Source organism: Streptomyces sp. NPDC006326, from assembly GCF_040612915.1.
Classification (GTDB): domain Bacteria; phylum Actinomycetota; class Actinomycetes; order Streptomycetales; family Streptomycetaceae; genus Streptomyces.
Window position 1 is genome coordinate 217,149 of the sequence record NZ_JBEXRC010000003.1, and the last position, 14,060, is coordinate 231,208.

The 14,060-nt window shown below is 74.6% G+C and carries 14 protein-coding genes; 8 read left to right on the forward strand and 6 right to left on the reverse strand.

The features are described 5' to 3' along the window. Positions 1-133 precede the first annotated feature (133 nt). The gene (locus ABZ128_RS04220; protein WP_356845934.1) at positions 134-616 is read left to right on the forward strand and encodes a MarR family transcriptional regulator; all 483 of its coding nucleotides are present in this window, start codon (positions 134-136) and stop codon (positions 614-616) included. A 96-nt stretch (positions 617-712) separates the two neighbouring features. Here ABZ128_RS04220 and ABZ128_RS04225 read toward each other — a convergent pair whose 3' ends face one another. Continuing rightward, entirely contained in the window at positions 713-2,062 is a 1,350-nt protein-coding gene (locus tag ABZ128_RS04225; protein WP_356845935.1) for a glycosyltransferase 87 family protein, read from the reverse strand. Between the two features lie 113 nt (positions 2,063-2,175). Between ABZ128_RS04225 and ABZ128_RS04230 the strand changes: the two genes are divergently transcribed. Continuing rightward, positions 2,176-3,342 (forward strand): molybdopterin-dependent oxidoreductase, encoded by a 1,167-nt coding sequence (locus ABZ128_RS04230; RefSeq protein WP_356845936.1) that lies wholly within the window; start codon positions 2,176-2,178, stop codon positions 3,340-3,342. A 5-nt stretch (positions 3,343-3,347) separates the two neighbouring features. After that, positions 3,348-3,833 carry a hypothetical protein gene (locus ABZ128_RS04235; RefSeq protein ID WP_356845980.1) on the forward strand — a complete coding sequence of 162 codons (486 nt, stop codon included), beginning with the start codon at positions 3,348-3,350 and terminating at the stop codon, positions 3,831-3,833. On the opposite strand, the gene ABZ128_RS04240 is transcribed toward ABZ128_RS04235, so the two are convergent. Genes ABZ128_RS04240 through ABZ128_RS04250 form a run of 3 tightly spaced genes read right to left on the reverse strand, consistent with a single transcriptional unit; the run spans position 3,806 to position 5,798 of the window. Continuing rightward, positions 3,806-4,471, reverse strand: a complete 666-nt coding sequence (locus ABZ128_RS04240; RefSeq protein WP_356845937.1) for a methyltransferase domain-containing protein — start codon at positions 4,469-4,471, stop codon at positions 3,806-3,808. The genes ABZ128_RS04235 and ABZ128_RS04240 overlap by 28 nt on opposite strands. Then, positions 4,468-5,100, reverse strand: coding sequence for a DUF2064 domain-containing protein (locus tag ABZ128_RS04245; RefSeq protein WP_356845938.1), 633 nt, complete (start codon positions 5,098-5,100; stop codon positions 4,468-4,470). The genes ABZ128_RS04240 and ABZ128_RS04245 overlap by 4 nt, the downstream gene beginning before the upstream one ends. After that, positions 5,097-5,798 (reverse strand): glycosyltransferase family 2 protein, encoded by a 702-nt coding sequence (locus ABZ128_RS04250; RefSeq protein WP_356845939.1) that lies wholly within the window; start codon positions 5,796-5,798, stop codon positions 5,097-5,099. Before ABZ128_RS04250 ends, ABZ128_RS04245 begins: the two co-directional genes overlap by 4 nt. Positions 5,799-5,914: 116 nt before the next feature. Here ABZ128_RS04250 and ABZ128_RS04255 point away from each other — a divergent pair, with 116 nt between their 5' ends. Continuing rightward, positions 5,915-6,643 (forward strand): response regulator transcription factor, encoded by a 729-nt coding sequence (locus ABZ128_RS04255; RefSeq protein ID WP_356845940.1) that lies wholly within the window; start codon positions 5,915-5,917, stop codon positions 6,641-6,643. Further along, positions 6,640-7,788 carry a HAMP domain-containing sensor histidine kinase gene (locus ABZ128_RS04260; RefSeq protein ID WP_356845941.1) on the forward strand — a complete coding sequence of 383 codons (1,149 nt, stop codon included), beginning with the start codon at positions 6,640-6,642 and terminating at the stop codon, positions 7,786-7,788. The genes ABZ128_RS04255 and ABZ128_RS04260 overlap by 4 nt, the downstream gene beginning before the upstream one ends. Before the next feature lie 6 nt (positions 7,789-7,794). Here the strand turns inward: ABZ128_RS04260 and ABZ128_RS04265 are convergent, their stop codons facing one another. Next, complete coding sequence (locus tag ABZ128_RS04265) at positions 7,795-8,856, reverse strand: NAD-dependent epimerase/dehydratase family protein (protein WP_356845942.1); 1,062 nt, start codon at positions 8,854-8,856, stop codon at positions 7,795-7,797. 186 nt (positions 8,857-9,042) lie between these two features. On the opposite strand from ABZ128_RS04265, the gene ABZ128_RS04270 reads away from it, so the two are divergent. After that, positions 9,043-9,567, forward strand: coding sequence for a DM13 domain-containing protein (locus ABZ128_RS04270; RefSeq protein ID WP_356845981.1), 525 nt, complete (start codon positions 9,043-9,045; stop codon positions 9,565-9,567). A 49-nt stretch (positions 9,568-9,616) separates the two neighbouring features. Here the strand turns inward: ABZ128_RS04270 and ABZ128_RS04275 are convergent, their stop codons facing one another. Continuing rightward, on the reverse strand, positions 9,617-11,119 hold the full coding sequence (locus ABZ128_RS04275) for a SulP family inorganic anion transporter (RefSeq protein WP_356845943.1): 1,503 nt from the start codon (positions 11,117-11,119) through the stop codon (positions 9,617-9,619). 539 nt (positions 11,120-11,658) lie between these two features. Here ABZ128_RS04275 and ABZ128_RS04280 point away from each other — a divergent pair. Further along, complete coding sequence (locus ABZ128_RS04280; protein ID WP_356845944.1) at positions 11,659-12,198, forward strand: EF-hand domain-containing protein; 540 nt, start codon at positions 11,659-11,661, stop codon at positions 12,196-12,198. A gap of 189 nt (positions 12,199-12,387) precedes the next feature. After that, positions 12,388-14,034, forward strand: a complete 1,647-nt coding sequence (locus tag ABZ128_RS04285) for an NAD(P)/FAD-dependent oxidoreductase (RefSeq protein ID WP_356845945.1) — start codon at positions 12,388-12,390, stop codon at positions 14,032-14,034. The last annotated feature ends 26 nt before the right edge of the window (positions 14,035-14,060 follow it).

Consider the following 14,060-nt stretch of genomic DNA (forward strand, 5'->3'; position numbering starts at 1 on the left):
CCGGGCCCCGGCTGCGACGACGTTGACGCTCGGCCCGACGCGGCGAAACTCTACAGCAATGCTGAACAGTTCTGCTGTTCAGTTTCACTGTTCAGTTCTGCTGCACAGCGGCGGTTCCGGGTTAAAGTGCCCTATGACCACCCCGGAAGCCGCCACCCTCGCCACCGAACTGCGCACCGCGATGGCCAAGCTCACCCGGCGCGCGAAGCACGAGGACCGGATCCCGCACGGACACCCCGCCGCCGCGCTCAGCGTCCGGCACGTGAAGCACGAGGACCGGATCCCGCACGGATACGTCGCCGTGCTCGGAGTCCTGGAGCGCGAGGGCGCCATGACCACCAGCGACCTCGCGACCGATCAGGGCGTACGCCCGCAGTCGATGGCCCGCGCGGTCGGCCTCCTCCTGGAACAGGGCCTGGTCACCCGCAGGGCCCACCCCACGGACGGCCGCAAGACCTTGCTCGAACTGTCGGACGCCGGCCGGGCCGCGCTGGAAGCGGAGCGCGGCCGCAGGGCCGGATGGCTGGCCCTGGCCATCGAGACCGAACTCACGGAAGCCGAGCGGGAGTTGCTCGCGCGCAGCGCGGCCCTGATGGAGCGGCTGGCCGCGCGCTAGTACCACGTCTGCTCCCTCGGGACCCCCGTTGGAACCTCGGGTCCACGGTGCCGCCGGAGTACGGGCGGGAGACCCCGGTCTCGTTCGCGGCGCGGGTCACCGCACCGGGGCGAGAAGGGGCCGCCGCTTCCAGGCGCCCGCGCACACCGCGAGCGCCGCCGCGCCGTACGCCGCCGCGCCCGCCACCGGACCGGCGAGGTAGGCGACCGCGCCGGCGCAGGCGATGCCGAGCCATTCCCAGCGGCCGTCGAGCGCCACCATCGCGACGAGCAGCAGTGCGTACCAGGAGTAGCCGGGGGTCAGCAGCAGGAAAGCCGTTCCCGCGGTCACCAGCGCACCCTGCCAGGGACGTTCGGAGTCTCCGTGCACGATCACCAGGACCGACACCACGGCACAACCGAGCAGGGCGGCGGGCAGCGCCCAGGCGTCGGGGAGCACCAGCCGCAACAGGGCGTACCGGCCGCCCGCGCCCGCGTCGTCGTACCCCTCCTCCTGGGCGTAGCCGCCCAGGTAGCCGAGGACCGAGCCGCGCGAGAGCAGGACGTACGGCAGGTACACGGCCGCGACCGTGGCGGCCGCGGGTCCCAGGACCGCGAGCGCCGCGCGCGGCCGCCGTACGCCCGACAGCGCGCCCGGCACCAGCAGCACGGGAAGCAGCTTCGCCGCGATCGCCAGCCCGAGCAGCGCTCCGCCCGCCGCGCGCCACCGGACCACCACGACGAGCGCGGCGACCGACAACAGGACGGCGAGGACGTCCACATGGGCGTTGTTCACCGCCTCCACGGGAACGGCCGGACACCAGGCCCACCAGGCCGCGCGACGCGGATCGCCCCGGCGGCGCAGCACGAGGAGCAGCAGCCCGGTGACGGCCAGGGAGAGGAGGGCGCCACCGGCCTGGAGGGCCTTGTGGCGGACACCGGGCGGCGAGGCGGCGTGGACGAGGAGGAACCAGCCCTCGGCGGCCGGCGGATAGATGGTGTGGACGGCGGGCCGGTTGATCCTGGTGCACCGGCCGTCGGCGAGCGGGGAGAGGTCACGGCCGCGCGTGCAGACGGAGCGGTCGGGGAAGAGCCAGGGATCGCGCAGCCCGGCGAGGGCGGTGTCGGCGGGGGCGTGGTCGTACGGGGAGAGGCCGACGGCCTGCACCCGGCCGTCCCACGCGTACCGGTAGGAGTCCGTGCTGGTGCGCGGCGGCGTCACCAGACCGGTGGCCGCGACCGCGACCGCCCCGGCGAGGACCAGGGGCACCGCGGCGCGGGCGGGGACCCGGCGCAGGGCGAGCACGGCCGCGGCGAACAGCACCCAGGGGACCGCGTACCCGGCCAGGAAGCCGACGCCGGTCGCGTTCGCACCCAGCAGGGCCGCGAGCGCGGCGGTCAGGGCGGCGAGCAGCAGCGACGTGAGGAGGACGGCGCAGCGGCGGGTCCGGGTACGGGTACGGGGCATGGGCGCAGCCTGGCAGTGCGCGCGGCCGGCGGGCAGGCGACCCGTCGGAGCGTTCGGGTTTCGTAAGGTGTCGGACCGCCCACGGGGCCCGCCGCGGCGGTGTCATGGACGGCATGACCTTCCGCTTGCCCGGGCGACGCCCCCCGCTGCCCGCAGTCCGGCCGCCGGCCTTCCGCGGCCGGCTGCACGACGCCCGCACGGCGACGGCCGTCGGCCGGTGGCTCGGCGTCGCCTTCGCCGTCTGCTTCGCGACCGGGCTCATCAGCCACTACCTCCAGCGTCCGCCCGCCTGGCTCGCGGACCGGCTGCCCGTACGGCCGGTGTGGGGGTACGCCTTCACCCAGGGCCTGCACGTCGCCGCGGGCCTCGCGGCGATCGTGCTGCTCCTGGTCAAGCTGTGGGCGGTGTACCCGCGGCTGTTCGCGTGGCCGCCGGTCCGGTCGGTGCGGCACGCCCTGGAGCGCCTGTCCGTCGCGGTGCTGGTGGCCGCGGCCGTCTTCGAACTCTTCACGGGGCTGCTGAACATCGTCGAGTGGTATCCGTGGCCCTTCTCGTTCGTTCCGGTGCACTTCGCGGTCGCCTGGGTGGCGACCGGCTCGGTCCTGCTGCACATCGCGGTCAAGACCCCGGAGATCAGGGCACATTGGGGTCGGCGATCGGCGGGGACGCGCGCGCTGCCCGGAGAAGACGCCGTCGACCGGCGCTCGCTGCTCCTCGCCACGGGCGGCGCGATCGGCGTGGTGACGCTGACGACGGCCGGTCAGGCCTTCACCCCGCTGAAGGCGATCGACCTGCTCGCGCCCCGGCACCCGGACCACGGCCCGCAGAAGCTGCCGGTCAACCGGACCGCCGAGGCGGCCGGAGTGTCGGCGGCCCGCCTGGGGGAGTGGCGCCTGGAGGTCGTCGGCCCGCGGCCGTACACGCTCACGCCGGCCGCTCTCCGGGCGATGCCGCAGGTCGGCGTCCGGCTGCCGATCGCCTGCGTCGAGGGCTGGAGCGTCGACGCCGACTGGGCCGGGGTGCGGGTGCGCGAGCTCCTTGCCCGGGCCGGCGGACGGCCGGGAACGGCGGCGCTGCGGGTGACCTCGCTGGAGGTCGGCGGCGCCTACCGGGTGATGGAGATGGGTGCCGCGTACGCCGACGACCCGCTCACCCTCCTCGCGCTCACGCTGAACGGGCAGACCCTCTCCCTGGACCACGGCTTCCCGGCGCGGATCATCGCCCCCGGCCGGCCGGGGGTGCTGCAGACCAAGTGGGTCCACCGGCTGGAGGTGCTGTGAAGGGCATGCAGGTGCTGCGCCACGCCGTCGGCGGGCTCGGGCTCGTCCTCATCGGCCTCGGGGCGTGGCTGGTGGCGGCGGAGCCGGACCCGCCGGGGGTGCTGGTGTGGCTGGCGGGGGCGCTCGTCCTGCACGACGGGATCCTCGCGCCGCTCGTCCTCGCCGTGGGGCTGCTGCTGGTCGGACGGCGCCAACGGGGCTTGCTGCGGGGCGCGTTGCTGGCGGCCGGCAGCGTGGTGCTGGTGACGCTGCCGCTGCTCGTACGGCCGGGGGCGCCGCCCAACCCGTCGGCGCTGCCCCTTCCGTACGGACGCAACCTGGCGATCGTGCTGGGGGTGGTGGCCGGTGTCACGGGCGCGCTGTACCTCGTACGGCGGCGCAAGGACCTCGTACGGCGGTGGAAGGACGGCGTACGGCGGTGGCGGGCGCGGCCTCGCAGGCGTGCCGCCGAGCCCGACCGGGGTCAGGGGCGCACGGCCGGGGACGGCTGAGGCACGAGGGTGAGGAAGGGGCGGCCCGCCACCGTCCACGGCGCGGACACCCTCCAGCCGGCCCGGCCGGCGTGCACGGTCAGGGCCCGCGTGCCCACCCGCGCCCAGGGGAACGGCGCCCCGCTGTTGTTCCGGCCGTCGTCGACCCGTACCTCGCAGCGTTCGTCGACGTCCACCGGCGCGCACTCGGCGATCACGGCCCCGGCGGACGAGGCGACCCCCCGCAGCCGCCGCAGCAGGGCGGCGGGGTCGCCGCCGATCCCGATGTTCCCGTCGATCAGCAGGACCGTGTCCCAGCGGCCCTCCGCGGGCAGCGGGGCGAACACCGAACGGCACAGGGCCGTCCCGCCCAGCCGTACGGTGTGGGCCACCGCCTCCGGGCTGACGTCGATGCCCAGCACGCGCCGGCCCTGGGCGGCGAGGGCGGCGACGAGCCGCCCCGGGCCGCAGCCGACGTCGAGGACGGCGCCCCGGCAGCGCTCCAGGACGGACCGGTCGGCCTCGTCGGGCGCCTCGCACCAGCGCTCGACCTCCAAGGGCAGCAGCCACCCGTCGTCGCGGCGCAGGAAGAGCGGGCCCCGGCCGGCCCGCAGCGCGTCGGTGTACGGGTCGGAGCGCCAGGCCGTCGCCGCCGTCACGCGCCCGCCCCCGACACCGCGGCCGTCAGCTCGGCGTGGCGGACCGCGAACCGGGTGCCGGGCGCCTGCGCGGCCACCTGCCGTGCGTCCTCGGCGGTGTCGACGTCACGCAACTCAGGGAGGGCGCCGACGCGCAGCCCGGCCGCGCGCAGCCGCCCGTACTGGACGGCGCCGGTGTCGGGGCGCGACATCGGTACGCCGAGCAGGAGGGCGGGGTCGGGGGCGGCGAGTCCGAGGGCCCAGAAGCCGCCGTCCGCGGCGGGTCCGAACCAGGCGCCGTGCCCGTCCCAGCGGAGGGCGGGAGCCAGCAGCTCCGGGGTGACCTGCGGCGTGTCCATGCCGATGAGCAGGGCGGGCCCCGAGCAGGCCGCGAACGCGGCGGCGAGCCGCTCGTCGAGCCCGCCCGCCGTCTGGGGGACGACCTCGAATCCGGGTGCCAGCCAGGGACCGGGCTCCCCGTCGAGGACCAGCACGTGCCGCGAGGCCGGCGTCCGGGCCGCGGCGGCGAGGGTGTCGGCGAGGGCCGCCTCGGCGAGGGAGGCCGCTTCCTGCGGGGTGAACGGAGGGGTCAGCCGGGTCTTCACCCGGCCCGGCAGCGGCTGTTTGGCGATGACGAGGAGGGTGGTCACGGACGGACACCGCCGGTCGGCGCGAGCGGTGGCTCGTCGAGGACGGCGCGCATGTCGTGCACCGCCTGCCAGGTCCCCCTCCAGGTGCCGGTGACCTTGGACCGGCCCGACCGGGGCAGGTACGGCACGTCGACCTCGCTCACCCGCCAGCCCGCGTCGGCGGCCCGGACCACCATCTGGAGGGGGTAGCCGCTGCGCCGGTCGGTGAGGCCGAGGCCGAGGAGGGCCTCGCGGCGGGCGGCCCGCATCGGACCGAGGTCGCGCAGCCGCAGCCCGGTGCGCCGGTGCAGCAGCCAGGACAGGGCCAGGTTCCCGGCCCGGGCGTGGGCGGGCCAGGTCCCGCGCCCGGCGGGACGGCGCCGCCCCAGGACGAGGTCCGCCCGGCCTTCCGCCACCGTTTCGACGAAGTCCGTCAGCAGGCCGGGGTCGAGCGTCGCGTCGCAGTCGCAGAAGCAGACGAACTCGGCGTCGGCGGCGAGCAGTCCGGCGTGGCAGGCGGAGCCGAAGCCGCGCCGGGGTTCGTGGACGACGGTGGCACCGAGGCCGGCCGCGAGCGCGGCCGATCCGTCGGTGGAGCCGTTGTCCACGACGATGGCCCGCCATCCGGCGGGGACGCGGGCGAGCACCCAGGGCAGGGCCTCGGCTTCGTCGAGGCAGGGAAGGACGAGGTCTACGGTCACGGGGGTCACGGCACCCACCGTAGGAAGCGCGGGGCGGATGGGGGGCCCGGAAGTCCTTACGAAACGCGGACGTCACCCGGGGCGCCCCCGGGCCGCCGTGGCCGGCGAGCGGCGCGGGTGCGAGGCTGTGCCGCATGAGCGAGAGCACTGGACCGGCGGACCGGGCACGGATCCTGGTGGTGGACGACGATCCGACGGTGGCCGAGGTGGTCACCGGCTACCTGGAGCGGGCCGGATTCGCCGTCGAGCACGCCGCCGACGGCACCGACGCCCTGCGGCGGGCCGCGGAACGCCGGCCGGCCCTCGTCGTCCTCGACCTGATGCTGCCGGGCCCGGACGGTCTGGAGGTGTGCCGGCGGCTGCGTGCCGGCGGGCCCGTCCCGGTGATCATGCTGACCGCGCGCGGCGACGAGGAGGACCGGATCACCGGCCTGGAGGTCGGCGCGGACGACTACGTCACCAAGCCGTTCAGCCCGCGCGAACTGGTGCTGCGGGTGGAGTCCGTACTGCGCCGGAGCCGGTCGGCGGCCGGGGCCGGCGCCCGGCCGGTGCTGGGGGCCGGGGACCTCGTCCTCGACCCCGCCACCCGCAGGGCCACCCGGCAGGGCACCGCCCTCGCCCTCACCGTGCGGGAGTTCGACCTGCTGGCGTACTTCCTGGAGCACCCCGGGACGGCGCACACCAGGGAGGACCTGATGCGGAGGGTGTGGGGCTGGGACTTCGGCGACCTGTCCACCGTCACGGTGCACGTCCGCCGGCTGCGGTCGAAGATCGAGGACGACCCGGCCCGGCCCACCCTGATCCAGACGGTATGGGGCGTCGGCTACCGCTTCGAAGCGGGCCGCGAGGAGGGGGCGGCGTGAAGGACCTGCTCCTCATCGCCGCGTTCGCCCTGGCCGGCGCCGTCTGCGCCGGAGCGGCCGGAGCGGTCGTACTGCGTCTCGTACGGCACCGGTCCGTCGCGGTCTCCCTGACGGTCGTCGCGTCCGTCACGGTGACCGCCATGCTCGCCGGGACGCTCGCCGTCGCCCGGGCGATGTTCCTGTCCGCGCACGACCTGTGGGTGGTGACGGTCGTCGTGGCGATGGCGGCCCTCGTCTCGCTCGGCACGGCCCTCGTCCTGGGCCGCTGGGTGGTGGCCCGCAGCCGTGCCCTCGCCCGGGCCGCGCGTGACTTCGGCGACGGCGGCAGCTTCCTTGCCCCCGATGGGGCGGCCACCGCCGAACTCGCCGCCCTCACCCGCGAACTGGCAGCCACCAGCGCCAAACTCGAAGCGTCCCGGGCGCGCGAGCGCTCCCTGGAGGCCTCCCGCCGGGAGCTCGTCGCCTGGATCTCCCACGACCTGCGCACCCCGCTCGCCGGACTCCGGGCCATGGCGGAGGCCCTGGAGGACGGCATGGCGACCGATCCCGCCCGCTACCACCGGCAGATCCGCACCGAGGTGGAACGCCTCACCGCCATGGTCACCGACCTGTTCGAACTGTCCCGCATCCATGCCGGCGCGCTCGCGCTCAGCCCGAGCCGCGTCTCCGTGTACGACCTGGTGGGCGATGCGCTGAGCGGCGCCGACCCGCTCGCCCGCGAGCACGGGGTGCGGTTGGTGGGAGAGGAGGTCGCGGCCGTGCCCGTCGAGGTGGACGGCAAGGAGATGACCCGCGTCCTGGCGAACCTCCTTGTCAACGCGATCCGGCACACCCCGGCCGACGGCACGGTCGCGGTGGCGGCCGAACGCCGTGACGGCGCCGTGGTGCTGTCCGTCACCGACGGCTGCGGCGGGATCCCCGACGAGGACCTGCCGCGGGTCTTCGACACCGGCTGGCGCGGCACCGAGGCCCGGACCCCGCCGGCCGGTGCGGGGCTCGGTCTGGCGATCGTCCGGGGCATCGTCGAGGCCCACGCGGGCAGCGCCGCGGTGCGCAACGTGCCCGGCGGCTGCCGCTTCGAGGTCACCCTGCCCGCCGCGGCGGGTCAGGGCCTGCCCGGCGGTTCAGGGTCGTACGGGCCCTGAGCCCGGTCAGCCGAGTGCCGCCGAGGCGCGCTGTTCCGCGCGGGCGAACTCGGCCATGCCCTCGGCGAAACCGACCTCCGTCCGCCAGCCGAGGTCCCTGCGCAGCCGGGAGGAGTCGGCGGTGATGTGCCGGACGTCCCCGAGCCGGAACTCGCCGGTCACCACCGGCTCGGGTCCGCCGTGCGCCCGGGCCAGGGCCGTCGCCATCTCACCGACCGTGTGCGGGTCGCCGCTGCCGGCGTTGTACGCGGTGAGGGCGCCGGCCGGCAGACCGCGGGCGGCCTCCAGGGCGAGGACGTTCGCGGCGGCCACGTCGCGCACGTGGACGAAGTCCCGGCGCTGACCGCCGTCCTCGAAGACGCGGGGCGCCTCGCCTCGGGCGAGCGCCGAGCGGAAGAGGGAGGCCACGCCGGCGTACGGGGTGTCGCGCGGCATCCCGGGGCCGTAGACGTTGTGGTAGCGCAGCGACACCGCGGTCCCGCCCACCGCGCGCGCCCAGGCCGCCGCCAGGTGCTCCTGGGCCAGCTTCGTGGCCGCGTACACGTTCCGGGGGTCGGCCGGGGCGTCCTCGCCGACCAGGCCCGGCACGAGGTCGGAGCCGCACGCGGGGCAGCGCGGCTCGAAGCACCCCGCGGCCAGGTCCTCGGGACGGCGGGCCCCGGGCCGGACGAGCCCGTGGCGGGGACACGCGTAGCGGCCCTCCCCGTACACGACCATCGACCCGGCGAGGACCAGCCGGGTTACTCCCGCCCCGGCCATCTGCGCGAGCAGCACCGCCGTGCCGAGGTCGTTGCAGCCCACGTACGCGGGGGCGTCGGCGAAGTCCTTGCCGAGGCCGACCATGGCGGCCTGGTGGCACACCGCGTCGACGCCGCGCAGGGCGGCCCTGACCGCCGTGGCGTCCCTGACGTCGACCTGGAGGAACTCGGCGGCCGGCGGTTCGGGGGCCAGCGGGTGGGCGCCGGGCAGGAGGGAGTCCAGGACCACCGGCTCGTGCCGGGCCCCGGCGAGTGCGGTGACGATGTGCGAGCCGATGAACCCGGCTCCGCCTGTGACGAGTACGCGCATGACCGGCACGCTACGGACACCCCGTGCCGTACGGGTCCGGCCGCGCCGCGCCGTAAGACTTCCGTCATCCGGTACGGCTTCCGGCGGACCACCGCCGGGGCGTTGGATGACAGCGGAAGCCGTACCGATCGAAGGGGGAGCGCCGTGGAACGCCGCAGGAAGAGGGCGTGGTGGGCGGCCGCCGCCATCGCCGTGGTGGTCGTGACGGGCGGCCTGGTGTGGTTCGAGCCCTGGGCCCTGTGGGTGGACGCGACGGTGAGGGAGGCACTGCCGTCCGTGAGCGCGCCGGCGACGCCAGGGGCCGCGCCGCCGGCGGGCGCGAGCCCGTCCGCTCCGTCGGGCCGGCCGCCCGCCGGACCCGTCACGGTGGCCGAGGGAGCCTTCATCAGCCACGAGCACAGCACGACCGGCACCGTGAAGGTCGTCCGTCTTGCCGACGGCACGCACACGCTGCGGATCGAGGGGCTGGACACGAGCAACGGGCCCGACCTGCACGTCCTCCTCAGCGACGCACCCGTCAAGAGCGGCACGGGCGGCTGGCGCGTCTTCGACGACGGCGCGTACGTCGACCTCGCCCGGCTCAAGGGCAACAAGGGCGACCAGAACTACCCGCTGCCCGCGGACGTCGACTGGTCGGCGTACCCCAGCGTCAGCATCTGGTGCGACCGGTTCGACGTGTCGTTCGGGGCGGCGGCCCTCGTACGGGTCTGACGCGCCCGCCGCCGGGCGAGGGAGGCGGGCGCCGTACGCGGTTCCGGTGTCAGCCCGCTGCGGTGAGTTCGCCGCTGAGGGACTCGTGCAGGCGGGCGCTGGGGCCGTTGAGGCCCGTGATCTCGACGGTCTTGCCGCGCCGGGCGTAGCGGTGCTCGATCGCATCGAGCGCCGCGACCGAGGAGGCGTCCCAGATGTGGGCGGCGGAGAGGTCGATCACGATCCTGTCGGGGTCGCCGGCGTAGTCGAAGCGGCCGACGACTTCGTTGGAGGAAGCGAAGAACAGCTGGCCGGTGACGGCGTAGACGACCTGGCTGCCGTCGGGGTCGGTGACCGCGGTGACGTCGGCGAGCCGGGCGACGCGCCTGGCGAAGACGACCATCGCGGTGACCGACCCCGTGACCACGCCGACGGCGAGGTTGTGGGTGGCCACGACGCACGCCACGGTGACGGCCATGACGGTGATCTCGCCCGCGGGCATCCGCTTCAGCGTCCCGGGCGCGACGGAGTGCCAGTCGAAGGTCGCGAAGCAGACCATGACCATGACGGCGACCAGGGCGGCCATCGGGATGTCGGAGACGACCGGGCCGAAGACGATGCACAGCACCATCAGGAACGCGCCGGCGAGGAAGGTGGACAGGCGGGTCCGGGCGCCCGAGACCTTCACGTTGACCATGGTCTGGCCGATCATGGCGCAACCGCCCATGCCGCCGAGGAAGCCGGTGACGATGTTCGCGATGCCCTGTCCGACGGCCTCCCGGGTCTTCGACGAGCGGGTGTCGGTGATCTCGTCGACGAGCTGCGCCGTCATCAGGGACTCCATCAGCCCCACGAGTGCCATGGCGAAGGCGTACGGGGCGACGGTGGCCAGCGTGTCGAGCGTGAAGGGGACGTCGGGCAGTCCGGGAACGGGCAGCGAGGACGGCAGCTCACCCTTGTCGCCGACGGTCGGCACGGCGATACCCGCGGCCACGGTGATGACCGTGAGGATCACGATCGAGACCAGCGGAGCGGGGACCGCGGTGGTGATCCTCGGGAACAGGGCCATGAGCGCCAGACCGGCCGCGAAGAGGGGGTACACCGCCCACGGCACGTTCCACAACTGCGGGACCTGGGCCATGAAGACCAGGATCGCGAGGGAGTTGACGAAGCCGACCATCACCGAGCGCGGGATGAACCGCATCAGCCTGCCCACGCCCAGCGCGCCCAGCACGATCTGGAGCACCCCGGCCAGGATGACGGCGGCCACCAGGTACCCGAAGCCGTGCTCCCGGTTGAGCGGGGCGATGACCAGGGCCACAGCCCCGGTCGCGGCGGAGATCATCGCGGGCCGGCCACCGACGACGGCGATCGTGACGGCCATGGTGAAGGAGGCGAACAGGCCGATCGCCGGGTCCACCCCGGCGATGATCGAGAAGGAGATCGCCTCCGGGATCAGTGCCAGCGCGACCACCAGGCCGGCCAGTACCTCGGTGCGCAGCACCTTCGGTGACAGCCAGGACGGACGGAAGGAGCGCAGCCGGGCGGGTACGGAAACAGCGGAATCGGGCAAGGCGGGCAGACCTGTCGGGCGGGCACACCGCCGGCGGCAGGCGGGCGTACGGGGGAGGGGACGACCCTCCACGGTACCGGTGCCGGGCCCGGGCGGATCACGGCCCCCTGCGGGACAGCAGGTCGGCGGTCGAGCTCAGCGCCCGGGCGGGCACGGACCGGACCGGACCGGGGGGCCGCCGACCCGGACGCCTGGTGCAGCCGCCCGCCCGGTGACAGGGCTCGTGGCGCAGGCGCTCCGAAGCCTCCCGGCCGTCCGCGAGCCGCACGGCATCGCCGGTCACGGCCGTCACCTTCGTGCGGGGGCCCCTCAATTACGGTCACACCGAGCCTCGCCGGTCATGGTGGCTCATGCCGTTTGCCGGGCTTCGGGCACAAGACACCGCGTGAGGAACCGTTCTGACCGGGTGTGAGGCAGAGCGCACCGCGGCCCGAATCGCCCGGCCGGGGGATCTCGGATCCGGCCGCGGGCGATCTATGATCCCTGGTGCAGGCGCAGAGTAGTCAGATGGATGCACAGAGTGAAAAGGGTGGCGTGACGTGAGCATTCTGGACCTGAAGTTGGACCGGTCGTTCGATGTCTTCGACGCGGACCGCGACGGGCGGCTGGAGCGATCGGACGTTCTGGCGGTCTCGGACAAGCTCGCGGAATCACTGGGCGTGGCACCGGATTGCGTGGCCGGGCTCAGGGACTCCCTGGCCGATCTCTGGGACACCGTCTTCCACGCCATGGACCGGAACGGCGACGGGGCCGTCGACCGGGAGGAGCACCGCGCGGCGTTCCGGGCGCGGATCGTCACCGACCAGAACAGGATCTGGGACCGGATCAGGAACCTGAGCAACGCATGGACCGAGCTCGGTGACCGCGACGGCGACGGGATGCTGAGCCGTGACGAGTACACCTCCCTGCTGCACGGCATGTTCCGGCTGCCCCGCCAGACCTTCGACGAGGCGTTCAGCGTGCTCGATCGCGACGGCGACGGACAGCTCAGCCGCGAGGAGATCAGCACCGCGATGAAGGAGTACTACACGAGCCAGGACCACTCGGCGCGCGGCAACCAGTTCTTCGGACGACTCTGACGACGGCGCCCGGCGACGGCTCCGAAGGCCAGGCCGCCGCTGCCCGCGCCTCTGCCGCGGGTGCAGGCCGGCAGGGCCCGTGGGAACCGGTCGGCGAAGTCTTCGCCACCTCGCCAGCCACGCAATGATCACCGGCTCGTTGAGTGGAGGGGGCAGTTCACCGATCAACCCACCCAGGGAGGACCTTTCATGGCCGAGACCGCGCTGCCGGTGATCCTTCTCGCGGATCCCGATCCGCTCCGCCGACACGAGACAGCCGAGCTGGTACAGCGCTGGTACCGGGCGTACTTCCGCGTCGTGCAGGTCGGCGGCTTGCCCGAGGCGGAGCAGGCGCTGCGCTCCCTGGCCGGGTTGGGCGTGCCCGTCCCCGCCGTGGTCACGGACGAGGACCCCGGGCGGTACGCCGCACAGCACCCGGCCACGCGCTGGCTGTTGCTCGCCGAGGGCGGCTCCGCGCCGGCCGGCTCCTGCGTCACCGTCGTCGACCGCGCCCGGGAGGCGGACGGGAAGGACGGGAGCGGTACCGGCCTGGCCGAGCGTCTCCGGGCCGCCCTCGACGACTCCCTCTGCACCTGGAACGCCGAGCGCCGCGGTGACCTGCCCACGGCCGAGGTGTGCGGGTACCGCTTCTCGCCGGCCGCTTACGCGGTCCGTGACTTCCTCGGGCGCAGCGGCGTCATCTTCCGGTGGGTGCCCGAGGAGAGCAGGCGGGACGCGCCGGTGACCGTCAGGCTCGGCGACGGTACCGAACTGGTCGATCCCCCGCTCAGTGAACTGGCCGACCGGCTCGGCCTCATCCGGTCGGCCGAGCACGAGCGCTACGACGTCGCGGTCATCGGCGGCGGCCCCGGGGGACTGTCCACGGCCGTGTACGCCGCCGCAGAGGGCATGAGCGTGGTCGTCATCGAGGACGACGCGCCCGGCGGACAGGCCGGATCGACCTCCCGGATCGAGAACTACCTCGGCTTCCCCGTCGGACTCACCGGCGGCGATCTCGCACAGCGCGCGCTGCAGCAGGCCCGCCGGGCCCGCGTCGAATGGCAGCCGACCCGTGTGGCCACCCGGCTGGTTCCCCTGGACACGGGCGGGCACACGGTCGAATTCGTCAAGGCGGGCACGGACGAGACCGCCTCGGTCTCGGCGGCCGCCGTGGTGGTGGCCACGGGGGTGGAATGGAACCGCCTGGCGAGCCCGGGTGTCGACCGGCTGCTCAACTCCGGGGTGTACTACGGCGCCTGCCTGTCCGACGCGCCCTCGGCGGCCGGCGAGGACGTCTACATGGTGGGCGCGGGCAACTCCGCCGGGCAGGCCGCCCTCTACTTCGCCCGCTACGCCCGCTCCGTCACCCTGCTCGTCCGAGGCGCCGATCTCGGCGCGTCCATGTCGAACTACCTGGTCCAGCGCATCGAGAAGACGCCGGGCCTGCACGTTCTGCTCGGCACCGAGGTGGCCGAATGCCTGGGCGAGACGACGCTCACCGGGCTCCGGCTGCGCGACCGTTCCGGGGAGGAGCGCACCGTCTCCGCGCAGTGCCTGTACGTGCTGATCGGCGGCCGTCCGTCGACGGACTGGCTCGGCGGTGTCCTGGACCTCGACGCCCGCGGCTACGTACTGACCGGCAGCGGCAGCGGCAGCGGCACCGGGGCCGGCCCCGACGCCCTGCCGATGCAGACCAGCCTGCCGGGCGTCTTCGCCGTCGGCGACGTCCGCTCGGGCTCGGTCAAGCGGGTCGGCGCCGCGGTGGGCGAAGGCGCTGCCGTGGCACACTCCCTGGTGGAATACCGGCGACAGCATCCCGCACGGTTCCGGGACGCCGGCGCCGTCGCCGCGTTCTGAGAGTACGGCAGCCCACGGATTCCGCC